At 60.4% G+C, this 24,333-nt stretch carries 18 protein-coding genes; 9 read left to right on the plus strand and 9 right to left on the minus strand.

The features are described from left to right. Nucleotides 1–44: 44 nt before the first annotated feature. The 3 genes from A8B82_RS14385 to A8B82_RS14395 form a co-directional block, all read right to left on the minus strand. On the minus strand, nucleotides 45–443 hold the full coding sequence (locus A8B82_RS14385) for a DoxX family protein (protein WP_235604704.1): 399 nt from the start codon (nucleotides 441–443) through the stop codon (nucleotides 45–47). A gap of 445 nt (nucleotides 444–888) precedes the next feature. Further along, complete coding sequence (locus tag A8B82_RS14390; protein ID WP_067293705.1) at nucleotides 889–1,581, minus strand: anti-sigma factor; 693 nt, start codon at nucleotides 1,579–1,581, stop codon at nucleotides 889–891. Next, nucleotides 1,578–2,120 carry a sigma-70 family RNA polymerase sigma factor gene (locus tag A8B82_RS14395; protein ID WP_067293708.1) on the minus strand — a complete coding sequence of 181 codons (543 nt, stop codon included), beginning with the start codon at nucleotides 2,118–2,120 and terminating at the stop codon, nucleotides 1,578–1,580. The genes A8B82_RS14390 and A8B82_RS14395 overlap by 4 nt, the downstream gene beginning before the upstream one ends. 267 nt (nucleotides 2,121–2,387) lie before the next feature. Here A8B82_RS14395 and A8B82_RS14400 point away from each other — a divergent pair, with 267 nt between their 5' ends. From A8B82_RS14400 to A8B82_RS14415, 4 genes are all read left to right on the plus strand, one after another. Next, complete coding sequence (locus A8B82_RS14400) at nucleotides 2,388–3,590, plus strand: NAD(P)/FAD-dependent oxidoreductase (protein WP_067293710.1); 1,203 nt, start codon at nucleotides 2,388–2,390, stop codon at nucleotides 3,588–3,590. 34 nt (nucleotides 3,591–3,624) lie between these two features. Beyond that, complete coding sequence (locus A8B82_RS14405; protein WP_067293712.1) at nucleotides 3,625–4,467, plus strand: NAD-dependent epimerase/dehydratase family protein; 843 nt, start codon at nucleotides 3,625–3,627, stop codon at nucleotides 4,465–4,467. A gap of 182 nt (nucleotides 4,468–4,649) precedes the next feature. Next, nucleotides 4,650–5,627: a response regulator gene (locus tag A8B82_RS14410; RefSeq protein WP_067293715.1), complete on the plus strand. Its 978-nt coding sequence runs from the start codon at nucleotides 4,650–4,652 to the stop codon at nucleotides 5,625–5,627. Next, nucleotides 5,624–5,983 carry an Hpt domain-containing protein gene (locus A8B82_RS14415; protein ID WP_067293718.1) on the plus strand — a complete coding sequence of 120 codons (360 nt, stop codon included), beginning with the start codon at nucleotides 5,624–5,626 and terminating at the stop codon, nucleotides 5,981–5,983. Before A8B82_RS14410 ends, A8B82_RS14415 begins: the two co-directional genes overlap by 4 nt. 97 nt (nucleotides 5,984–6,080) lie before the next feature. Here the strand turns inward: A8B82_RS14415 and A8B82_RS14420 are convergent, their stop codons facing one another. From A8B82_RS14420 to A8B82_RS14445, 6 genes are all read right to left on the minus strand, one after another. Next, the gene (locus tag A8B82_RS14420) at nucleotides 6,081–6,449 is read right to left on the minus strand and encodes a response regulator (RefSeq protein ID WP_067293720.1); all 369 of its coding nucleotides are present in this window, start codon (nucleotides 6,447–6,449) and stop codon (nucleotides 6,081–6,083) included. 13 nt (nucleotides 6,450–6,462) lie between these two features. Beyond that, entirely contained in the window at nucleotides 6,463–8,100 is a 1,638-nt protein-coding gene (locus A8B82_RS14425; protein ID WP_235604705.1) for a PAS domain-containing sensor histidine kinase, read from the minus strand. A gap of 155 nt (nucleotides 8,101–8,255) precedes the next feature. After that, nucleotides 8,256–11,480, minus strand: a complete 3,225-nt coding sequence (locus A8B82_RS14430; protein ID WP_235604706.1) for a PAS domain S-box protein — start codon at nucleotides 11,478–11,480, stop codon at nucleotides 8,256–8,258. A gap of 223 nt (nucleotides 11,481–11,703) precedes the next feature. Further along, nucleotides 11,704–13,239 carry a lipoxygenase family protein gene (locus A8B82_RS14435; protein WP_067293728.1) on the minus strand — a complete coding sequence of 512 codons (1,536 nt, stop codon included), beginning with the start codon at nucleotides 13,237–13,239 and terminating at the stop codon, nucleotides 11,704–11,706. Continuing rightward, a complete protein-coding gene (locus A8B82_RS14440; protein ID WP_201120823.1) occupies nucleotides 13,236–16,163 on the minus strand; it encodes a peroxidase family protein in 2,928 nt (975 codons plus the stop codon). The genes A8B82_RS14435 and A8B82_RS14440 overlap by 4 nt, the downstream gene beginning before the upstream one ends. A gap of 82 nt (nucleotides 16,164–16,245) precedes the next feature. Then, a complete protein-coding gene (locus tag A8B82_RS14445; RefSeq protein WP_138069770.1) occupies nucleotides 16,246–16,584 on the minus strand; it encodes a hypothetical protein in 339 nt (112 codons plus the stop codon). A gap of 160 nt (nucleotides 16,585–16,744) precedes the next feature. Here A8B82_RS14445 and A8B82_RS14450 point away from each other — a divergent pair, with 160 nt between their 5' ends. The 5 genes from A8B82_RS14450 to A8B82_RS14470 all read left to right on the plus strand — a co-directional run bounded on the left by A8B82_RS14450 (nucleotide 16,745) and on the right by A8B82_RS14470 (nucleotide 24,310). Next, entirely contained in the window at nucleotides 16,745–17,455 is a 711-nt protein-coding gene (locus A8B82_RS14450) for a hypothetical protein (protein WP_201120824.1), read from the plus strand. Then, a complete protein-coding gene (locus tag A8B82_RS14455; RefSeq protein WP_067293736.1) occupies nucleotides 17,442–18,386 on the plus strand; it encodes a hypothetical protein in 945 nt (314 codons plus the stop codon). Before A8B82_RS14450 ends, A8B82_RS14455 begins: the two co-directional genes overlap by 14 nt. Then, nucleotides 18,383–20,032 carry a Dyp-type peroxidase gene (locus tag A8B82_RS14460; protein WP_067293739.1) on the plus strand — a complete coding sequence of 550 codons (1,650 nt, stop codon included), beginning with the start codon at nucleotides 18,383–18,385 and terminating at the stop codon, nucleotides 20,030–20,032. Before A8B82_RS14455 ends, A8B82_RS14460 begins: the two co-directional genes overlap by 4 nt. Next, entirely contained in the window at nucleotides 20,029–21,021 is a 993-nt protein-coding gene (locus A8B82_RS14465; RefSeq protein ID WP_067293742.1) for a hypothetical protein, read from the plus strand. The genes A8B82_RS14460 and A8B82_RS14465 overlap by 4 nt, the downstream gene beginning before the upstream one ends. Nucleotides 21,022–21,154: 133 nt before the next feature. After that, complete coding sequence (locus A8B82_RS14470) at nucleotides 21,155–24,310, plus strand: ATP-binding protein (RefSeq protein WP_067293744.1); 3,156 nt, start codon at nucleotides 21,155–21,157, stop codon at nucleotides 24,308–24,310. Nucleotides 24,311–24,333: the final 23 nt, after the last annotated feature.

The following is a 24,333-nucleotide window of genomic DNA, read 5'->3' on the forward strand; positions in this document are numbered from 1 at the left end:
TGATGTGGTTTCTCAATGAAAAACTGGGTGTTGACGCCGTGCTGTCAGCCGCGCGGCGCCCGCAATTCCGCCGCCGCCAGGATCAGAAGGCCGCCAGCAATCGCCCAGTTCTTCACGAAGATCGACATCTGCCAGGGGTCGTCAGGCAGAAAATGGAAAATGCTCGTCACCATGCAATAGCCGGCCAAGATCAATGCCGTCGGAACCAGAAAGAACCCCGTCACCAGAAAGATCGCCCCAAGCAGATTCAGCGCCACGGCGGGCCAGATCAGGAACTCAACCCAATGGTGTGCCGCGAGCATTTGCTGGACGATTTCGGGCGCATAGATCTTTTGCGCGGCACCCGTCACGAAAAGTGCCGAGATGCAAAAGCGCCCCATCAGCACAAGGGCATCGGCCCCCATCGCGCGGCGGTGCGAAAGATGTGATGGACCTGTATCCATGACCTCCTCCGGATCAACAAAACGCCGAGCTGACGGCTAAGGTTGCCAGCCCGGCGCTACTCGTCACTGTGCGGGAAACACCCGCGCACTGGTCAAACCACAAGCCCGGCCAAATACATTGTGACCCGGACTGAACCCGCCGAAACCGGACTGATACGCCGGTTCTACGTGGTTCTGAAGTAAGCCACGTTTGGGTTGCAGAAAAGTTTCAAAAAAAATCTGAAATTGTTAAATTTTGAATAGGAGCCGCCGGACCATGTGGATCAATAAGGTGCCCCAGAACCCTGCGGATCAAGGATAAGGACGCGGTCGGAGCGCTTTACTTGGATATGACGATGCACTCGCCGACGGCGGTGTCGGTTCTAAAACAGGGGTTTGATCCTGCACCGCCGCACCCGGTTCGAACAGGCCCACCAAACTCCTGCGGCGGCAGCCACAGAAACTGCTAGATTTCCTCGACCGTGCCGACAGCGCGGATTTCGCCTGTCGGGGCACCGTCAGGCGCGCCGCCGGGCGGTTCGTCAGAGATCGCAAGGGTCAGGCGGTCAATCTGCGCTGCAATTTCCGGCGGCAATTTCAGATGCGTCGCATCATCCGGCACCAGGCCAAGCGACAACGGTGCGGCATCGGGCAGCAGCGCCCAAAGCTCCAGCACACGCCCAGTCGGCGGGGCACCGGCAGTGCGGGTCACCGCGATACCCCCGCGGGATGGATCAAGCACCGCATAGACCTGCAAATCGTCGATCGTACCGGTAAGCTGGGTGCCATAGATCGGGCCGGCCACGGTTGGCGCATCGGGCCGCAGCATCGGCATGGCAAGGACCGCCAGCATCGCCAGCGAAGCAAAGGTCAGCCCCTGCCAGACCCAGAGCCGCTGCATGAAAGGCACGCGGGCCTTGGGGAACAATGACCTGATCAGCGTCTTTTTGACCCGCGCAGGTGGTGCCACCGGCGCAATGTCATCGGTCAATGCAGCAAGGCGTTCCTGCCACGCGGCAACAGCACCGGCGAACAGGCCGTCGCGGCGCGCACGTTCGCGGGCCAGCGTCAGGTTTTCTCCTTCGGACAGGCCCAGCGCATATTCGGCGGCCAGGAACGCGTCTTCCTCTTCGGGTGTGGGGGGTGGCAGATCCGTCATTGGCTCATGCACTCCCTGAGGGAGATCAGCCCACGTCTGAGCCAGGTCCGCATCGTATTGAGCGGCACTTTGAACCTTTCGGCCAGATCGGCATAGGTTTCGCCATCAAGATAGGCCCCACGAATGGCCGCGCTCCGGTCAGCCTCCATTGCATCCAGGCAGCCGGTCAGTTTGCTGGCCTCGGAGGCCGCGATGGCCGATTGTTCGGGCGACGGACCGGTCGCGACAAGCTCCATGCCCGGCGTGTCAATATCCTGATGGCCCTTCTTGCGCGCACGCAGCCTGTCAATGGACGTATTCCGCGCGATGGTGATCAACCATGTCATCGGCGACAGGCCGTTCGCCTGATAGCGATCGGCGTTGTTCCAGACTTTGACAAAAGTATCCTGCATGGCGTCCTCTGCGGCGGCGCGTTTGTTCAACACACGCAGGCAAACACCAAAAAGTTTCGCACTGACACGATCATAAAGCTCTTCGAACGCTGCACGGTCCTTCAGGGCCACCTGTGCGATCAGGCGCTCTATCTCTTCGCGGTCCATATTCTTAATCGGTCTCCGCCCAGCGACAAACTTCAGGCGCGCGGAAAAAACCTCCCGCGCTAAAGGTAATCTGAGGCATTTGGCCCGTAAGTCAAACAGGCATTCCGCAAATCTTGCCCCTGCTCGCCCCTCATGCGCCCCATGGCAGACAGATACCGACCCCGCCAATCGGGCGAGCTGGCCTTTGGCATTTTACAGAAGTTTACCCGGCACTGCATTCTGCGGTACGGGGGGATCAGGACGGTCAATCGAATCGGGAATGCGACGATGGGTGCTGCTGCACGATCCTCATACGATGTTGTGATAATTGGCGGTGCCATGCACGGGTCGGCGCTGGCCTGGTGGCTGACCCGAACGCCGGGCTTTGACGGCAGCATTCTGGTGGTGGAACGCGACCCCAGCTATGAGTTTGCATCGACCAGCCATACGAATTCCTGCATCCGGCAGCAATTCACCAACGAGGCCAACATCCGCGTGTCACAGTTCGGCGCGGAATTTATCAAGAATTTCCGTGACTTCATGGGCGGTGACCCGGACGTGCCGCACCTGACCCTGCAAAGTTTCGGGTATCTTTATCTGGCCGATACGCCGGAATTCGCCAACACCCTGCATCAGGCCCAGCAAGTGCAGGCCGCGCTGGGTGCGCAGACCCGCCACATGACGCGCGACCAGATCGCCGCCGCCTATCCTTTCTATGCCCTCGACGACATCATTGCGGGCAACCACAATACCGTGGACGAGGGGTATTTTGACGGCGGCACCATGTTCGACTGGTTCAAGCGCATGGCCCGCCGCGCCGGGGTCGAATACATCCACGATGAAGTGACCGCGATGACCCTGAACGACAACAGGACCGAGGTGCAGAGCGTCACCCTGAAATCGGGCGTCACGCTGTCCTGCGGGACAGTGGTCAATGCCTCGGGCCCTCGCGCGCTTGCCACTGCAAGGATGGCCGGGTTGGACCTGCCGGTGTATCCCCGCAAGCGCTATTCCTTTGTTTTTGATGCCGCCCATCCGCTGGACCGGGACCTGCCGCTGACCATCGACCCTTCGGGCGTTCATGTGCGTTCCGAGGGGAAATATTACCTCGCCGGCTGCCCCCCGGATGACGACCCCGATGTGACCTATGACGATTTCGGCTTTGATCACAGTCTCTGGCTGGACAAGGTCTGGCCCGCCATCGCCACCCGCATTCCGGCGTTCGAAGAGGTCAAGGTGATCAATGAATGGGTCGGGCATTATGCCTATAACACCTTCGACCAGAACGTGATTGTCGGCCCGCACCCCGTGCTGTCAAATTTCATCTTCGTGAACGGTTTTTCCGGCCATGGCCTGCAACAAGCTCCCGCCATCGGACGCGGGGTGGCGGAATGGATCACCTATCGCGAATACCGCAGCATTGACCTGAGCGCCTTTGCCTATGACCGCATCGGGGCACAGAAATCATTCCTCGAAAAAGCGATAATCTGAATATTGCTCCTCCGACCAACGAAAGGCCAATACCATGAAATTCAAGAAACTTGTGCTGACAGGGGCTGCCGGGCGACTGGGGTCCTACCTGCGCGAACCGCTGTCGAAAATGTGTGACGAACTGCTGAGCACCGACATCGCCGAGGAGATCGGAACGCTCTATCCCGGTGAAAGCTACGTCCGCGCCGATCTGGCAAAATTCGATGAGATCCACCCGCTACTGGAAGGTGCCGACATGGTGGTGCATTTCGGCGCAATCGTGGATGAAAAACCGTTTGAGGAACTGCTGGGGCCGAACTTCATCGGGTCCTACAACATCTGGGAAGCAGGCTATCAGCATGGCGTGCGCCGGATCGTCTATGCGTCTTCCATCCATGCGGTGGGCATGCACAAGAAGCGCGATTTCATCGGCACCGATGCGCCGCACCGGCCCGACACTTTCTATGGCCTTGCCAAATGCTTCACCGAAGACCTGGGGTCGATGTACTGGGACAAACGCCAGTTGGAGAGCGTGCACCTGCGCATCCTGTCGGCCGCGCAGGTCAACAACGCGCGCGCGCTGGGGTCATGGCTGTCTTATGACGATCTGATCCATCTGGTCACGCGGGCAATCGACACGCCCTCTGTCGGCTTTACCGTGATCTACGGCGTGTCCAACAACGACCGCGCGCCGGTGGACAACACAAATGCCGCCTTCCTGGGATACCGGCCCAAGGACAACGCAGAGCAATTCGCGCAAGAAGTTCTCGCCGACACCCCTGCCGCAGACCTGAATGACCCTGCCGAGATGCTGCAAGGCGGACCTTTTGCCGCCGTCGATCTGGGCCAGAGCGGTCTGGCGCAGATGACCATCGTGGACGACCGCAAAAAGACCTGACCCCCCGGCGGATGCATCGCCCCGATGCATCCGCTGCACCAAAAACACAGGGTAACGGAAACAGTCCGCTCATTTTATTGAGATTTTTTCTCAAGTTGCCAAAATTCCGCCACACTTCCCCGTAAGGTTGACAGTAAGCATGCGTGCACGCCGCGCTGGTATTAACTGTGGTGGAGAAACCGATGAAAATTCTGGCAGTGGATGACGACCTGATCATCTTGGAACTGCTGACGCAGTTCATTCAGGCTGTGGGTGACCACGAACTGGTGACAGCGGAATCGGGCAGCGAAGCACTGGACCTGCTGCGCGCAGAGGCGAAGGGGACTTTCGACTGTTTCATGCTCGACATCCAGATGCCGAACATGGACGGAATTGAACTGACCCGCCGCATCCGCATGATGTCGCGTTATGCCGACACGCCAGTTCTGATGCTGACCGCAATGGCGGACAAACGGTATATCGACGGCGCTTTCGCTGCGGGGGCCACGGACTATGTGACCAAACCCTTCGAAGTGGCCGAACTGCAGGCCCGGCTGGGTCTGGTCGCCGGCATGATCGAAGGGCGCCGGGCGCGCACGCGGAAAATCTTTGCCGCAAGTGCGGTAGGTGCGCAGGCAGGCTCGACCGCTGTTGAACTGCACGAGCCGATTTCCATCCATGATGTCGACAACGTCATCGAATACGTAGCGATGGAAAACTACGTGCAACAATTGACCCGCAATTCGCTGTTCGGATCATCCACTTTCGCCTTCACCATGCGCGAGATCGAGCAATATCACGCGGCGATGAGCCCGTTTGAGTTCTACAGCCTTATCTCGGACATGGCCGAGATCATCTCGGACACCCTGCATGGACACCAGTTCCTGATGTCCTACGCGGGCAGCGGCACCTTCGTCTGCATTACCGAAAGCGGCTGGCGCCCTGACATGGGCAGGCTTGTCGATGCCGTGAACCTGTCGCTGGCGCGCACGGAGCTATACAACAACGCGGGCGAACGGCTGCATCCTCGGGTTTCGGGGGGTGACGTTGTCCGCCTGATCTGGAAAAGCGGTGCCGCCGTCATGGATGCGCTGGCAACGGCGCATGCGACAGCAGAGGCCGCCAGCGCGGCCCATGGCAAGTCGCAGACCGATTACTGGAACATGGGACAGATTGCATGAAAGACATGGTCGATGAACTTCCCGGTCTGGCCAAAGTCAGGACCCGGTTTCTGGAAATGCTGGTGGACCGCCAGGCCCTTATTGCGGAACACGCATTAAGCGCATGGGAAGGCGAGACCCTGCAAGACATCAACGGCAACCTGGAGGCGGCAAAAGCCATCCTGCACCAGATTGCAGGCACTGCCGGCTCGCTCGGGTTTTCCGACCTCGGGGTTGCGGCACGGTCCTGCGAGAGCGAAGTCATTGCACATCTCGAAGGCCCGGATGCAGATCTGGCGATCTGCCCCGGCGAAATCATCTATCACATGGACCTTTTCGTGAAGCAGTGTGAGGAAACGCTGAACACATTGGCCTGACATCCATCAGGCTGCGCTCAGATTGCAACAGAACATCCCTCCCTCCCCGGTTGCGTCTGCATCCGGGGCTTTTTTGCCTGGGGTCGTGTCTGAGTGATTACTTGCGGATCGCGCTCTTGATCTGGTCGGCCAGTGACATGGGGTCGAAGGGCTTGCTGATCACATCGGCAGCGCCAACATTGCGCAACTCCTCGATCTCGGCATGTTGGGCACGGGCTGTCATGAAAATCGCGGGCACATTGGCCAGATGCGGCAGCTTGCGCATTTCCTCAAGCGTCTGACGACCGGTCATGCCCGGCATCATCATATCGAGCAGAATGACATCAGGGGTATAGTCCTGCACCCGCGCCAGGGCGTCCTCGCCACATTCGCACTGGATCACGTCGAAATCCCCCGCAAGGTCCAAAGACATCTTGGCAATTTCGCGAATGTCCGCATCGTCTTCTACGTGAATAAGTTTGAGCATCGGGGACTCTCTGTCAGGAGGCGCTGCGCATCTTTACGACATTATCCGCAGGGGTGCTTTCCATATTGGCTTCGGTTTTAGGCAGTACGAAATAGAATGTCGTTCCTATTCCCTCTGTCGTCTCGAATCCTATATTGCCACCTAACCCCTCTACAATAGCTTTACAGATGCTCAGGCCCAATCCGGTGCCACCTTTTGCAGATCGGTTCGAATTTTCCATATCCGCAAAGCGTTCAAAGACCTTGTGCTGGTCCTTGATGGGAATTCCGGTGCCCTGATCCTTCACCGCGACCCGCACCGAATCGCCCTGATCCTCGATCACAATCCGAACCGCGCTGCCTGACTTGGAAAACTTGCAGGCGTTGGACAGGAAATTGTTGAGGACCTGAATGATCCTGTTCGGGTCGGTATTGATCCAGATCGGGGAATCGTCGCTGTTGCTTTCGACCTTCACCGCAAAGCGTTTCTGCATCGTGACATTCGCGTTCTTTGTTTCTGTGACCAGATCGGTGAGGTTCACGTCGCGTCGGTCGAACTCCATCCGCCCGGCAGCGATCTTTTCCAGGTCGAGAATGTCATTGATGATCAGCACCAGCCTGTCGGCGTTGCGGTGCGCGATTTCCAGCATGCTCACCGCCTTGTCGGGCAATTCCCCGGCAGCGCGGGACAACAACAGGCCCATCGCCCCCTTGATCGACGTCAGCGGAGAGCGCAGTTCGTGGCTTACCGTCGAAATGAAATCCGACTTGCGCTGCTCTTCGGAGACGCGTTTTGACATGTCCGCCATCACGACCATGAAGCGGCCCTTGAGCGTGCCGACCTTCAGACGGGTGATGCCGATGTGAAAGGGCTTGCCGCAATACTCCGTCTCGAATTGAGCGTTGTCCGCGCCAGTGCTGCGCATCTCGCGGCAGGTTGCCACGATGCTGCCGACACCATCCACTCCCTTGAGCTGGGACAGCGGAATCAACTGTTCAGCCGCCCGTCGCAGCCCAAGACGGCCAAGAGCCACCTTGTTCATGTAGGTCGCGGCCATCATCTCGCAATCGACGATCCAGATATCTTCCTTCATTTCATCCGTCACCTGCGCAATATCGCGCGCGGCCAGCAATTCATGGGTCTGCGTGACATCCGTGCGGGCAGAGATCGACCCGATCCAATTGCCTTTCAGATCATAGATCGGGCGGACCGTCGTATGGGTAAAAAAGACCGAGCCATCCTTGCGGCGGATCGGTGTCTCGCCGCTCCAGCTCTTGCCCGTGCTCAACAGCAAATGGATCGTGGGGGCCAGTTTCTGATTTTCGTCGCAGTACAGTTTATGCATGGACGTGCCGATCAGTTCTTCCTTGCTATATCCGGTTGCCTCAAGGAAACGGTCATTCACTTCGATCAGGTTGGTGCTTCTGTCGACGACATTAACAATCGCGTGTTCATTCAGGACGTCGATACGCTGGCCCAGGGCCAATGATTGCTTGTCCGTTACAAATCGCGCACGGCGGACGCCCAAATAGGCCGGCAAAAGGGCCGCAATTGCAACGGTGCCCAACACCGGAACCACATCGGCCGCCGAGCCAGAGAGCACGGCACTGGATGCAAGATACCACCCCAATGCCGCTGCACCACCAAGTGACAAGCTATTGAATGTATTCAATTTCGTTTCAGACGAACGCATAAATTTGCCTCGAACTTTCTTCCAATCAAGCCGTCTTGCGACATGACGGCATCAACCGTGAGAAACTCATGCCGCAATAACCTGTCATAAATATGGCAAATTCGAACAAGATTCTCATCACCATATTGGCCGCGTCACGACGCCTGGGTCTGATGCCCCACGACATGCTCGGCGATCGTCTCCAGTTCTGCCCGCGATTTCACCAGATTTGCACAGACCCTGCGGTCCTGCGCCCGTTGGCCATCCGAAGACAATCCGAGAATGCGAACAGGATAGGGAAGCTCTTCGATCTCGTCCAGCAGGCCTATCGCGTCCCCGTCAGGAAGCGACCAGTCAAGGATGATGACGTCCAGCCGCTCACATTCCTCCATTACGGCGCGTGCCTGCGCGATGCTCTTCACGTGCCGGATGTTTGCGATCTCGCAAAGACCCGATTGCAGGACCTCGGCGAAATCCTGGTCGTCTTCCACATGCAGAACGTTCAGCTTTGCCGACATCCGCTTGCGGACGGCCTTTTGGACCGGGGGTGTTTCCACCGGTATTTGCCGATCGAGCGGATAGGTGAACCAGAACACCGTCACGCCATGCCCTGTGCTTTCAAAACCGATATCGCCGTCATGCCGCCGGACAATCCGTTTCGCTATGTTCAGGCCCAGCCCGGTGCCCCCCTTGGTCCGGGTGTCCGAACTGTCCGCCTGCGTAAAGGCATCGAATATCCGGTGACGGAAACTCTCCGGTATTGCCGGCCCGGTGTTCTGAACATAGACGATCACCTGTTCGGAGACGATCTCGGCCTTGATCAGCACCTGCGTTCCCGCGTTCGAGTATTTACATGCGTTGGAAATCAGATTGGCAAGGACCTGCCGGGTGCGTCCGACATCCGCTGACACATCGAGAGGTTCGGCAGGCAGGTCCACCGTAAGGGTGTTCTTGTGCGCCAGCGCGTAGGGGGCCAGTTCCTCGACCGTCGCATGAATGACTTCATTCATCGTGATGCGCTGAAAATCAAAGGTAATTTCGCCGGAGGAAATCTTTTCCAGGTCCAGGATGTCGTTCACGATATCGGTCAGGTTGTCGGCATTGTTGCGTGCGATTTCCAGCAAACGCTGGACCTTGGGCGGCAGTTCGGCGTCCTTCATCGCGCCGATCAGCCCAAGGGCCCCCTTGATCGACGTCAAGGGCGTGCGCAATTCGTGGCTGACCGTCGCCACGAATTCGTTCTTCATCTGCTCCACTTTCTTCAGTTCGGTGATATCGCTCACCTGGCCAATGAAGGAATTGCTGCCGGCATTCTTGTCGAAGAACCAGGAGATATGCAGCAGGCACCATCTTTCCTCGCCACTGCTGTGCAGGAACCTGTGTTGCCCGCTGTAGATCTGCGAACTTCGGGTTTGGAGCATTTCCGATACGGTTGAGGCGATTGCCTTCACCTCTTCCTTGGGCAGAATATCCGACATCCGCATCCCGGATATCAGCTTTTGCCCGTCATAGCCGCTGATCGCGCAGAATGCCGGGTTGACGCTTTCGAAAACGCCGTTCTCGCGCAGCACCACCATGCCGATGGGCGCGGATTCCAGAACCTGCCGAAACTGCGCTTCGCTGGCTTCAAGGGCATTGCGCGCGTGGCGCAGGTTGGTCACATCGGTCTGTGTGCCGATCATGCGCAGCGCCCGCCCCCCTTCGTTGCGTTCCACGACAACGGCATCCGACCGCATCCAGCGCCAGATGGCATCGCCGAAACTGACCCGGTATTCCGAAATCGCACGCGGGGTTTTCCCGTTGATACAGTCGCGGTCCGCCTGTTCAAGGACAGCCCGGTCGTCGGGATGTATCCGGTCCAGGAAAATCTGCTGCGGATCATCCAGCTTCTCATCGCCCGGAATCGACATTATCTTCCGCCAGGTGTCGCTGACTTCAGACTTTCCGGTGCGCAGGTCGATGTCGAACACGCCGATCTGCGCGCCCTGAAGCGCCTTGTCATAACGAGCTTTCATCTCGCGTGTCTCTTCGATCGCATGGTATTCACGGGTCATGTCGCGCAGGATCGCCGTCGTCCGTTCCTCGTGTTCATGCGTCAGCCAATTGTTGCGCTCCAGATTCAGGATCAGACCCTGACCGTCGCGCCGGGCACCGGTGGCGTTGAAAATCTGGTCTTCGGACAGGTTGGTCAGGGCGGTGACCATCTCGTCGAAATAGAGGTCGACCATAGCTTGCGGCGGATAGCCAAAACAATCGTGCGCCGCCTGATTGGCAAAAAGGATACGGCCATCTCCATCCATGACGACCACCGGGATCACCGCATTATCGACCAGGGCGCGAATTGACTGTTCCTGTGCATTGACCTGACGGGCGCGCAGTTCTGCCACTTCGGTCAGGGCTTCGCCGCGCCTGCGCAGGGACCGGATCAGGAACAGCAACATGCCGGTCAACAGGATACCCGCCACCAGGACAGAGATGGCAGCATTCAAGGGGAAATAGGCGTCGAATACCGGCGTGCTTGTGTAAACCAGCGTCCAGGGCCTGCCATAATTCGTGAAAGTGTAGGTAGCGGCGTACTTGCCGGTCGCGGTGTTCAGCGCGCCAAGTTGGTCGGCGCTGTCAAAAATAATGTTGTCAGGATCGGCAACTGGTCCATCGAAAACCGAAATGTGATAACCGCGCCCCTGATTGGGCGACAGACCCGCCAGCAACCTGTGACCGACAAAGGGCGCATAGACCCAGCCGCGGAACCTGCCACGCACCATTCCGCCCTTTTCGGGGACGAATTCCTTGTTCCACAAGGGGCGCAACAGCAGGAACCCCGGTTGCTGGGTCTCGTCCTGCAACAGCAGGATGCGCGGCGTAAGTTGCGGCAGCCCGGTGTCACGGGCGCGCAGGGCGGTATTTCTGCGCCCCTCTTCAAACGTGATATCCAGCCCCAGCGACTCGATGTTCCGGTCAATGGGCGCAATCCGCGACACAATGAAATGCTCCGGCCCATCGGTCTGCGGATGTGTGGCAAAGTCGGAGCGGGTGTAGACGCGGGTCCGGCCCAGGAAGAAATCCATGTTTTCTGAACGGACCGGTTCGATAAATCCGACACCGTTGATCCCGACCAGCAGGTCATCCAGGTCCAGTGTCTCGGCAAAGGTTTCGAATTCAACCTCGGTTACGGTTTCTGAGGCGCTGAGGAACGCGGCGACGCCGTTCAGGGTTTGCAGATAGGTCTGCATCCGATGCCGCAGCGCATCGACACCTTCTTCGGTCAGATGTGCAAATTCCAATTCCGCTTTGTGTTGGGTCTGGCGGACGCTGACACCGAAAAGCACTGCTGTAGCCAGCAGGCAGACGGCCACCAGCATCAACTCCAGTTTTCTCATCACTTCACCAACCTTGTCGCAAACCGAACTTGTTAAAGCGCGCCCTTTTAAAGCTTGAGTATCAACCAGCCCTCATCCCCCGACGAATACCACTATGGGTTGCTTACTGGACTCTGTCAAACTTCGAGAGGTTGAGAAACGGGTGCAACGTGGTGATTCTGCACCAGTTATGGCAAAAGACATACCCCGGCAAAGACGCGTCTCACTTCGGGTCTGCGCGCGCTCAAGCGTTGATGTTCGCCTCAAGCATTTTGGGTGTCACGCGCCATGTCGCATATGGTTCTGCCGCCAGCTTCCGCTCCAGCGCCTTGAGATCGCTCAGGAACAGGCGAAACGCCTCGGCGCCGCGGGCATCAACCGCGAAATACGACAGGTCCTGCATCAGCTTCGCACGGTCCACGTTCAGATTGAAATTGGCATTCAGCAGGCGCTGGAACACGTCCACCGGCACCCTTTTGCCACTGGTGTGGATGCGCACCGGATTCTTGTCGACCCACATCTGGTAGTTCCACATGCAACTGCCCAGCGCCTCGTGCTGGACTGACGCCATGTAGATGAACCCGGCACAAAGCGTGGCAAGGCTTTCGCGCGTGACCACGCCGCCGGTGACACCGTCAATCCCGTTGGGGATATGGTCATTGAGCGCCCGCAGCCATGCCATGACCGTTTCATCCCATTGCAGGTCTTTGTCACTGTCGTAATAGGCGTTGATATAGCGGGTCGTATGGGCATGCATCACGTCGTAGAGGTCGCGCAGGTTGTCCTGAACGGGGGTGTCGAATTTCCCCTCGGGCAACCCCCTGTCGTGCCAGTCGAGCGTCGGCACCATGACCGAGGCGCGGTAGCTGTTGAAGGTCCGCTGAAACAGGTCGATCATGCCTTCATGGGTGAAGGAGAACACGGTCTCGAAATCGCCGCCGCGCAGCATCTGGCCCTTTGCCACCAGGTAGTTTGAATTCTGGGTCCCGAACATATGCGGCCACATCAGGCGGCACATGGGATGATCGCGATACAGGTGGTTGCGCGTGGCGACCGACAGCGGGCCGCCGCAGGCCAGATGCACCCAGCCGAAATGGTTCACCAGTGATATTTTTGTAGAGGCCGCGCACATCGCGGTGCGCACCGCCTCGTTCCAGCGGCCATCCTCGGCCTTGATATCACCCAGAACAGAGGTGATCCGGCTCGCCTTCAACCTGCCTGCGCCCTTTTCCACCTTGAAATAAACGCAACAGCCCAGCGGCCGCAGGCCGGGATATATCTCGTGTTTGTCCAGATCGGTAAAATCCCAAACCAGCTCGCCCGCCGCATTCCTTTCCAGAAAACAGGCATAGGGGCTGGCAGTTGCCATCTCGCCCAGGTCGGGAAGGCCCGCGTGGCGGAAGGCATCGGGCAGCGCGGGCGGTGGGTAAAGCTTGCGATAGGCCGGACGGCAGGCCGCCTGCATGGCCTTGTTGATATCGGCGTCGATCTGCGGCAGGCCGGGCCGCACCGGGGGCAGAACCTGACCCAGCCAAATGCGGAACGAAAACGACGCCTGCATGATCTTGTCGGATTCACCGGGCGGAATCCGGTCGGCCATATAAATGTCCCTGACCTCCACGCCGGGAATGCGTTCGGCCACGGGAACCAACCGGAGCGGCTGCGGATTGCGCGGCGGCAGCGGGATTTTCTTGGCCTTCTTGAAACGGAAGATCAGCAGGGAAATCGAATTCCACACCGTGCGGCGGATGATCCAGGTGAAGGGGGGGCGCTGGCTCATTTCGCGGGCTCCTCGGTGTCAAATGCAGGATCGCTGCGCGCCGATTTGATCGGCACCCAATCCAGGCTGTAATAGTCGCCCCTGTCCCGCGCCCAGGGGTCAAAGGCGTTGATCACCGGGTCAAGCTGGTCGCGCAGCCCCGGCAGGTTGCGCATCAGCACCCGCTTCAGGGGCATGACGTCTTGCCTGTGACCATTGGGGCGTCCCTGCTCCATCTGCTTGTCGGGACCGTTGTTGATCACCCAGTCGAGGCCGAAGGTGGAGTAGAATTCGGGCCGGAACGACGAGGTAAAGAACCGGTCGGAAAACAGACGGCGCGAGGCATTGACGATGAATATCTGGAACTGCGTTTCGGAAATCGCAAACCCATGGGGCCGCGTGCTTTCGGCCAGATAGCCGACCACCGTGTCCACGTCTTCCACGTTGTCCACCAGCGATCCATCGGGGTGGCCCAGGCAATCGTCGGGAAAGGGCGATTGCCGCGTGCCGCCTGCTGCCCCATCGGGTGACAATTGCGTGGTGCTGATGATCATGGAGGCATCACAGACGTGCTGGCCATAGACCTCGCGCAGTTTCTGGGCCAGCACCCGCTGCTGGGCAAGTGTCTTGTCCTCCGCTGCGGTCCTGCCCTCTTTCTGCGCCAGCCGCTGATCCACGAAATCGCTGAAACTGGTCATCTGCCGCAAGCCGATCTGGCGGCGGAACTCGTTGAAACGGGGGATGCCGCGTTCGCGGTCGCGCATGATGTCCAACGCCATCACATCCACCACCTTGGTCGGCCCTTCGGGGCGCGACGGCATCGAAAGGTTCTGCAGGAACTGCGGCTGGTTCTTCAACCCCAGCGCGCCCAGCCGTTGCCGGCCCATGGACAGCGCCATGTTCTCAAGCCCCGTCTCATGCATCACATCCGTCGCCTTGTGCCGGAACGTGGTCACAATGGGCAGCTTGGCCGCAATCCGGTTGGGGTCCTCCTGCGCATCGCGCAACTCGATCAGATCGGGCAGCAGGGGGTGCAGGCGGTAAACACTGACGAATTCCTCGGGAAAATTGAAGGGCGACCCGAAATGGTTCACCCCGTCATTGTTGTAATCCAGATCCGTAAGCGACCCGTTCTTGTTCAGCGTGCCGGTGCCGACAATCCCGGCACCAGAGGAAAACACCGAATACCAGGTGGTCTCCTTTTCCGCGTCGCCAGAGGTGCCAAGGTCGGTGACCACCCGGCTGAGGATACGGTCGATGCCCGGAAAATCGTGGAACAGCCCGTACCAGTTGGAATTCATCGCGGTATAAAGCGGCTCGTCATAGAGCAGTTGGGTGGTCCATTCGATGGTGTGGATTTTCGCGATCATCGCGGCGACGACAAGGCGGCCGATCTCGAACACTTCTTCATCCGTCACATCGCGATAGGCCACCGGAGCGTTTGGCGCATAGGGGCGACGCAGGCCGGAATCCCGGCGCGGATGGCGGCGTGCCTCGTTGCGGAACGCGGCAACAAAGCTGTTGTGCTCCCGTGCGAAGAGGTTGTGGTAGAAACTCATCCCGATGGACCAGTTCTCGGGGAAGGCTGTGGCCTCCTGCCCGCGCCACTTGGGATTCATCGGGGAGGGGGTGCAACCGGTGTCGGTGGCCGCGCATTCCGCGACCATCACCGGCAGGTATCCCCCCGTATCGCCCTGATCGGTGCGCGCGGCTACGCTGCGCATCAGCAGTTTCGCGGGGTCCTCGGGGTCGCGCTTGACGCGCGCGCGCGACACCGCATCATAGCCATAAATCTGCGAGGCATCCCACCAAGCCGTGACGGTGTTGGCAGTGGTCTTGTAGGCCCGATTCAGGCGTGATCCGCCATCGAATGTGCCGGGCGGCGCTGTCTGGTCAAACCGCGCGCCAAATTCCTCGGCCGCCGGGTTGCAGCCCAGATCGGATATCTCTGCCGGTGTCAGGGGGCGCTTTGCCTCCCCCACCCCCTTGCTTTGGCATCCCATCGAAATCCGCCGGCTTTCATCGTTTCGGCCCTCGTCCAGATGGCTGAACCAATCATGGGTCATGAACTGGATCCAATAGGCGGCCAAGACGTTGAAGAACGGGGCTTTCTGGTAATCGCATTGAGCGGCGGGGTCGTTGCCGGGCAGGCCGTAGCCCGCGTTGCACAGATCCGGCGCAGCTTGATCCCGCGTGAACAATTCGCGGCTGATCACCTGCGGATCGGGGGTCATCATGTCGATCCGGCCCGCATGGCGCGCGGAGGCAATGCTGTTGCCTTGCGACGCCGCGACAATGGGAAAGGTCGATTCAAACTCGACATTGCGAGGATAGACCGCCCCGGTCGCCCCCATACCGGGATTGCGCAGGTCGTTGCAGGTGCCCTGAAGGGTGCGAAAGCGCAGCATATCGCCCCGGCAGACCTGCGCACCGGGGCCACCAACACGCGCATAATCGGGGTGATCAGGGCGCAGCCGCAGCTCTGGCCAACTTTTCAACGTCCGCCCGTCCCTGCCATCGCGTCCCAGCACGTAGTCGGGGTAAGTGCCATTATCGAACAGATTGAACTTGATCAGTTCCACCCGTTGCCGTTCAAGATCCAGCAATGCACCGTCGACGCCCCGCCCGGTGCCGCTGAGATGTTTGGCGATAAATGTGATCGGGTTGTAGTTGCTGGACCGCGAGGCATCGTCGCCGGTGCCCCAATAGTTCGACCAATCCACCCAGGGAGTGCCACGCGAGGTCACCGCCCCCTCGCCGCCCCGGCAATTGGCGGTGTCATATAGCACCTTGCCCAGAAACCGTTCCTCGCGCGTGGCTGCCACGGGCGGGATGCCGCGCTCTGCCATGGTGATGCAACTGCGGATGCTGGGATCAATGGCAATCCAGATCGCCACGAAGGCCACGCAGAATACACCCAATGCGGCGACGACATACTTGAACATTGTCTCTCCCCGGCCGCGCGAACGGCCCGCAAATTCTCAAATCAAAAAACTGAAACTCAAAAAAAACTGAAACGATCCCGCGTCAGCGACGCCAGACATACAAACCAAGCGACAGGAAAACGCCGATATCGGCCCAGACAATCGGCCAGAGCCACCAGCGTGGCACCGCGACATCCAGCCAGATCATCAGCAGGGCCGCCGGGATCCCCGCCGCCATAATGAACAGCGTGGCCTTGGCCCATAATTCCGACCCGGACATCAGGCTGCGCGCAATCGCGGCATAGGCCAGCCCCACCAGCAACAGCGCGATTGCAGAGATGTAGAACCCAGCGACAAGGATCGCAAAGACATGCAACGCGGCGGAAATGCACATGAAAATGCCACCCGATGCCAGTGCCTTGCTGTGTATCACCCGCGTCACCCACACCTCCGGTGCTTTGGCAAAATTCAACCATAACGATAAAGAGACACCATAATAAATCAAGCAGTCAATGCGGCAGGCACTGACCAAGATCATTGACGCATCGCAGGTGCCGCGCCAATACTCAGGCTTTTATACTACTATTGGGGGAATTCGTTTCATGTCGAATGTGGCTGGCAAAGCCTATTGCCTGAATGTGGTAACCCCGACAACCCGGCTGAACGGCTGGGTCAAATCGCTGATCTTTATTGTGGTGCGCGCCTTTCCGGTGCTGATGGCCGGTCTGCGGGGCCTGTCGGTGATCCACTTTGCCCGCTGGGTCATCATCAGGCGGCAGGACTGGCCGCGTTTCGGGCGCAAACCACCCAAGCTGCATTACGATTACACATTGTTTTGCAGCAACTTCAACGGGACCTGGGACCAGTACATCGACGCCTTTTCCGATGGCATCCCCTATATGCTGGATCTGGCGTGGTTTCGTGACTACCGCTACCCCGGTTCGATCCCGCTGCAACCGTTCCAGCGCTACATCAGGGACAACCAGGTCAACACGGACTACTATTACAACGCCACCCCCGGTGCCGCGAAACGCGATGTGGTCGCCGCCCTGCGGGTGTGGCGCGCGGTGCGGGCGCTTGCACAGATCCGGCCCTACCTCGACCCCATCGCCTTCGAACAGGAATACAACCGCCTGTTCACCGCGATCCAGAACGACCTCGGCGCGCCTGGCCCCGGCGTGGTTTCCAGCCTGCCGACCGAAATGGCGCACGCATTGCGGCAAGAAGGGATCAACGCGGAATGGCGGGGGCTGCCGCCCGGCATCACCCCCTATGATGGCGTCCGGCAGGAGGCAGCACATGGCGAATTATGACGCAGGCCATTATTTCCTGACGGTGATGGCCCCGCTCCAGCGCGACGCCTATGTGGAGGTTCAGGGCGTCCGGCGCTCGCTTATCGACCATGTCCGGTACATGCTGGCCACACTGCCAACGGCCCAACAGGATCACTTCAGCGCCGACAGCGGGCTGATGAGCCCCTTCGCAAGGGTGCCGGGCACCCATTTCGCGCATCTCTTCGTGATCGACACGCTCCATTACAACGGGCGGCGTCCCTCCAACCCGATCATCGACCTGCTGGAAAACGTGCAACTGACCATCCCCGAGGAGGTGGACGCCCTGCCCCATGCCTACCTCGCGCTTGCCGTGGATTTCGACGCGCCCGATGGCAGCGACGACGCGCTCAGGGCTTATACGGTCGGGCTTTGGGCGCAAATGGCACCGGAATTGCGGATGCTCTACCGCCATTGCGACGGCTTTGGCGATGTGCGCGATGCCGCGACATTCTTTGCTTTCGTGAAGCAGGGCCAGGTGCATACCAACCTGCCCTTCAACGACTACTGGACCTATGAGCCGGAAATGCCCAGCCCTACCCGCTGGATGACCGCAGCCTCTGCGCTGTTGGTGGTGCTCGCCGTGATGGCGCTGCACTGGGGGGCCTGGCCCGGCGGAGGCTGGAGCCTGTTTTTCACCACCCTGCTTGCGCTGCTTGGCGTGAACATTGCCATCGTGGCCAAATTCGGCCTCACCCCCTTTCCGGTGGCCCCTGACAGCGACCTGCCGTCGATCCTCAAGGCGCTTCATGTTCAGCAGAGCTTCCTGAAATTCGGGATCGACAACCTGGGCAAGGGCGGTGCGGACCTGCGCGCGGCCTTTGATGCCTATTGCGAGGTCCACAGACCGCTGGACGTCGACGGACCGCGCCAGCGGCCCGGTGTGCTTTGGTCGGACGGGGCCGGCCAATGAGCAGCGATTTGGATCTCCGCGACATCCAGGGCAACATCGTCCGCGCCTACGGGCGCTACGGCTTTCCCCATGCGCGCTACTTTCTGTTTCACATCCGCGAGGCGGCGGCCGGGCGCAGGTTTCTGGCCGAGTTGCACCCCTGGGTCACCACGGCAGAACGCTGGCATCACGCCTGGGAGGACGACCACAACAGCCTGCCCGCGCCGCCACCGGTGACGTTGAACATCGCGCTGACCTGGAAGGGGTTGCGGGTGCTGGACCTGCCCACCGCGACACTGGCGCAATTCCCGCGCGAATTCATCGACGGCATGGCCCCCCGCAAACATATCCTGACAGATATAGGCCCCAGCGGGCACCACAACTGGGACAAGGTCTGGAACGACCCGATAGAAAATATGCGCGGCAGCGACATTCACCTGCTGGTGACACTCAACGCGCAGATGCTGCCCGACGGCACCCCGGTGCCGGAAATGGAGAAGAAGACGGACTGGCTGCGCGACCTCGGTGCAGGCCAGGGCATGAAGCTGCTGACCGGCCACGGGCGCGACGGCAAAGGCGACTTTCAACCGGGCGGCGCGCGGCTGGTGCCGCGCGGCGACGGCACCATGATGATCGACGCACAGGAACATTTCGGGTTCGAGGACGGCATCGGCAACCCGGTCTTTGCCGGGCAATACCCCCCGCAGGTCGAAGCGCGCCGGGTCAAGGGCCGGGGCAAAATCATGCCGGACCAGACATGGGCACCGCTGGCGACCGGCGAGTTCCTGATCGGGCATGTGGATGAATCCCAGCAGATCCCTTATTCCACCCAGCCCCCCCGCTTCATGTTCAACGGCACCTTCCTCGCGTTCCGCAAACTGCATGAAAACGTCGGCACCTTCGAGAATTACGTGGACCGGCAAGCACAGGACTATGCCGAAGTCCAAGGTGTGACCGTCGATGCCGCGCGCCTCACGCTCAAGGCCAAGATGGTCGGGCGCTGGCCCAACGGCGTGCCACTGATGGCCGCGCCCACCTATGAGGACATGATGCGCTTTGACGCGGAATGGTCGGATATTCCTGCGATCAAAAACAAGACCGGAGCGCGCACATCTGCCGAACAGGCGCGGCTGGATGCCTGGAACGAACAGATGATCGACTTCAAGTACCGCGACGATCAGGTCGGCGTGAAATGCCCGATCTCGGCCCATGTGCGGCGCGGCAACATGCGCGACATGCTGGACCCGCGCCTCACCTCGAACAATCCGCGCGACTGGACGGGATCGGCGCTGACCAACCGCCGCCGCATCCTGCGGCGCGGCCTGCCCTATGGCACCTTTGCCCCCGACAACCGCGACGACAGCGCTGAACGCGGTGTGATCTTCATCGCCATGTGCGCAAACCTGTTTCGCCAGTTCGAATTCGTCCTGCAACAATGGATGAACTATGGCCTCGACCTGAACGCGGGCAACGACACCTGCCCGATGCTGGGTTATCATCAGCCCGGCTCGAAATTCATGATCCAGGCCGATCCGGAGGGCTGCAACACCCCCTGGGTCATGAACGAGCTGCCCCAGTTCATCGAAACACGCGGCGGCGAATATTTCTTTGTGCCCAGCCTCAACACCCTGAACATGATTGCCCTCGGCGTGGTGGACCCCACATGACAGACCTGCCCCCCAACATATCCGAACCCGAGCAGATCAAGGCGCTGGTCGATATCAACCTTGCCTTTGCCAAGGACAGCCCCACGCCCGACCAACGCTCCGAACATGGCAAGGGGGTCGCGGACCTGCGCGCAACCTTCACCGTGCTGGACCACCTGCCCGCGGACTGTCGCGTCGGCCTGTTCGCCAAACCGGGCAGTCATGACGCGATTATCCGCTTCTCGAACAGCGCCATGCAGCGCGATGACAAACGCGACACCCATGGCATGGCCGTCAAGGTGCTGGATGTCCCGATGCCAACCGCGCCGCGCGACGCGACTGGCGTGCCGGTGCAGGATTTCATCTTTATCGACAGCCCGGTCTTCGTGATCGGTGACCTGCGCACCTACATCCCCTTTGACGCGGCCTTTATGGAAGCCAAGCTGAACCTGATGGGCAAGCTCAGGATGGGGCTTCTGGTGCTGCGCAACCTGCATCTGCTGCCGGTTCTGCTGCGGCTGGCCCTGCGCCGCGCCAACGCCCCGCTCAGCGTGAGCTACTGGAGCACGACACCCTACCGGCTGGGCCCGCAACAGGTGGTGAAATACAAGGTCATGCCGATTGGTCCAAACCGTCCTGCCCCGCGTATTCGCGGCAAGGACGGCAGGCGCCGCGCGCTCAAAACGCAATTGGACTGGGGGCCGGGGCTGTTTTCCTTTGGGGTGATCCTGCGCAACACGCCCAAGACACAGCCCATCGACAATCCGCGCGTGGATTGGGAGGAACAGGGTGCCCGCTTTGTGCCACTGGCAGAAATCAGCATCCCCTCCGACCAGCCGGTCGAGGCACCGGCAGATATGGAAAACGACCTTGCGTTCTCGCCCGGTCATGCGTCAGTCGAACATTACCCGATGGGCGCGATCAACCGGGCGCGGGTTGCCATCTATGCCGCCGCACAAGAGGCCCGCAAAAAGGCCGCCGCCGACCGCGCAACTATATCCCCGGACTGAGCTCGAACCATCCGCCGCCACGGCCCCATCGGCTGAAAAATCCTGCAGTTGCCTGACAAAGGTCGCGCCAAAACGTGCAGATGCCTTGCGCTGAGAGGCGCGCCGCGCAACTATGGCGCGGGGAACAGATTACATGTCAGCCGATACCGTCAACAGCCAGAAGCGCAGTGGCACAGTCCTCTTTGCCGATGTCGTGGGCTTTACATCCTTTGCCGAGAAAATCGGCGAAGAGATGGCGTTCGAGATGATTCAGGATGTCACCGCCAAGATGCAGGCCGCCATCCACGCGCAGGATGGCACCATCGGCGAATTCCGCGGCGATGGCATCATGGCATTGTTCAGCGTGACCGAAGGGCTTGAGGACGGCCCCCTGCGCGCCTGCCAGGCGGCGCTGGACATCCAGAAGGTAATTGCCGAAACCCAGACCGACATGACCAGCGCCTATGGTGCGGCGCCACAGGTCCGCGTGGGGCTGCACTGCGGGCCGCTGGTGGTGGGGGACGTGGGCCACCGGAACAAGGCGCATGTGACCATCATCGGGGACACCGCCAATGTCGCCTCGCGACTCGAAGGGCTGGCCGAGCCGGGACAGGTGCTGATCACCCGCGATCTTTTTGTGCTGGTCGAGGGGCAGGTCACCGTGCAGGACCTTGGCCCGCACGAGGTCCGGGGCAAGGCACAGCCGGTGCGGATTTATGCCCTGACAGAGGTACGCCACCGGGTATCGCGGTTCGAAGCCTCCCGCTCGCGCGGGTTGTCGCGGCTGGTGGACCGCGATCTGGAACTGGCCCAGCTTGAGGATATATTTCAGCGCACGCTGGCCGGTCAGATCACCCTGGCTGGCATCCAGGGCGAACCGGGCATCGGCAAATCCCGGCTTGTGCACGAGTTCCAACAGACCCTGCCGCAGGACAAGGTGCGGGTGCTCAAGGGGGATTGCCGCGCAGATGGCTCCACGGTGCCCTTCCTGCCCTTTGCCGATATCCTGCGCACGGCGCTGGACCTCGAAGCGCAATCCACGGCGGGCGAGACGGAAACGGCGGTGGATGCCATGATCGCGCGGCTGGGGCTGGAACCGGACACAACCCGGTCCTACCTGATGGCGCTGCTGGGCAAATCCGGCGACGGCACGCCGATGCGCGGCGAGAGTGCCGACATGATCGGGGCACGCATCCGTCAGGTGATCATCGACCTGATCCTGAATGCCTGCCAGGAACGCCCCCTTGTGCTGATCGTGGAGGACCTGCATTGGGCCGATCCCGGCACCTTGCAGATCATCGAGCGGCTGCTTTCGCTTGAAAACGACGTGCCGCTGATGATTCTGGGCACCTGCAGACCCAGCTTTCAGAAGGCCTGGCTGATGCACGCCCGCGCCACCCGCATCCTGCCCAAACCGATCAGCGAGGCGGCGGTGTCCGGCCTGATCAAGGCGGTGCTTGCCGGGTCCGGCCAAGCCGATCAATTGGCCGCCCTCGCGATAGAAAAGGCCGAAGGCAACCCGCTCTACGCCGAAGAAATCGCCAAGTTCCTGCTGCAACGCCAGGAAAGCATCGACGCGGGCGCGCCGCTGTCGGGGGACATCGTGCTGCCCACCAACCTGCAAAACATGGTGATGGCCCGCTTTGACAAGCTGGGTCCTTCCTGCCGCAAGCTGTTGCAGGCGGCCTCCGCCATCGGGCGGCGATTTGACGCCGAGATGGCGCATGGCATCGTATCCGGTGCCACGCCTTTCAATCCCGATCTTCTGGAGGACGCTGTCGCGGCAGAGGTCATTCTGCCCACCCGGACGGGATACCAGTTCAAACACGCGCTGGTGCAGGACGCGATCTATGACACGCTGCTGCGCGGCCAGCGGCGCGAACTGCATGCCAAGATCGCGCTGGCGCTGGAGCACCGTTTCTCCAACCGGGCCGAAGAGACGGCAGAGGCACTTGCCTACCACTTCGACGAAGCCGAAATGCCGGCCAAGGCGGTGCCCCATCTGATTGCCGCCGGCACCCGCAACCTCAACCTGTTCTCGCTGGACGTGGCCGGCAATTCCTTTGCCCGCGCCTTTGAACTGACCGAGGAATTCAAACTGGACCCGGCTCCTGCCCTGATGGGAGAGCTTTTTTCAGGCTGGTTCGAGGTCCAGCAGTGGCGGGCGGAATTCGGGCGCATCGTCACCCTGTTCGAGACCCAGCGCGCGCGCGTCGACCGGATCGAGGGTCATCCGACCTATCCGCGCATCATGGCACTGGCCGGCACCGCTTATTGCCAGAACAAGCATTTCAAATCCGCCGAAAAGCTGTTTGAGCAGGCCATCGACATCGGCGAACGCACCGGCGACGACGACGCAATCACCCATGGCTGCCTTGGTCTGATGGTCATGCACTGCTCTGCCCCCGGTCCGGGATATTGGGACAAGGTGCGCGCGTTGAGCGCACGGATCAACGACCTGTGGGGCGAAAACGCACAGCCCTATTACCGCACCTACCTCGAATTCTACGAAACCTGGAGCCATTCGATCAGGGGCGATATCGACCAGGCGCTGGAGGAAGGGCAAAGGCTCTATGACTTCGGCAAGGCCGAGAACTTCCCCGGCGCGGTCGGCTATGGTGCGATCTGCATGGCCTTCAACGAGGCCTATTCAGAGAACTTCGATGCCGCGATCCGCCATGCCAGCGAAGGGGCCGCAGCCGCAGGCGGCAAGGTCGACCAGATGGTCAGCCTGGGGCTCAAGGGGCTGTCGATGGTCATGAACGGCGACCCCGAGGGCGGAGAGAAACTGCTGAACGCGGTCTATCAGGATGGTTTGCAGCTCGAATACCGCGGTGTTGCCAACATCGTCGATGGCCCCATCGGGTTGGCCAAGGCCCTGCGCGGCGACCTGGGCGGCGGCGTGGCCTGGATACGGGACGCCATCGACCGCGCGCTCGACGTGGGCAACAGCCACGGCGCTGCGATGTCGCATATCTCGCTCGGGACCATCTATCTGATGCTGGCACGGGGCGATGAAAAGCCCAATCTCGGCATGCTGGCCCGGAACGCGATGTTCCTGCTGCGCGAGGCCCCCTTTGCCAAAAGCCGCGCGCTGGCGCATTTCGAACAGGCGCTGAACATGGGCCGCGAGGTCGGCATGACCGGCGTGATCGCGCAGGCGCTGCACGGCAAGGGCATGGTACTGCTGTCAAAACGCAAGAAGGACGCGGCCAGAACCGCGCTTGAAGAGGCGCGGACCGCCGTGGGCCAGATCCGCTGGTCGCTGATGGAAAACCGGATCAGAGATGACCTGGCCGCAATCGGCTGATGTGCTGCAATCACGGGGCTGAG

Origin of the sequence: Sulfitobacter sp. EhC04 (assembly GCF_001650875.1) — a bacterium.
GTDB lineage: Bacteria > Pseudomonadota > Alphaproteobacteria > Rhodobacterales > Rhodobacteraceae > Sulfitobacter.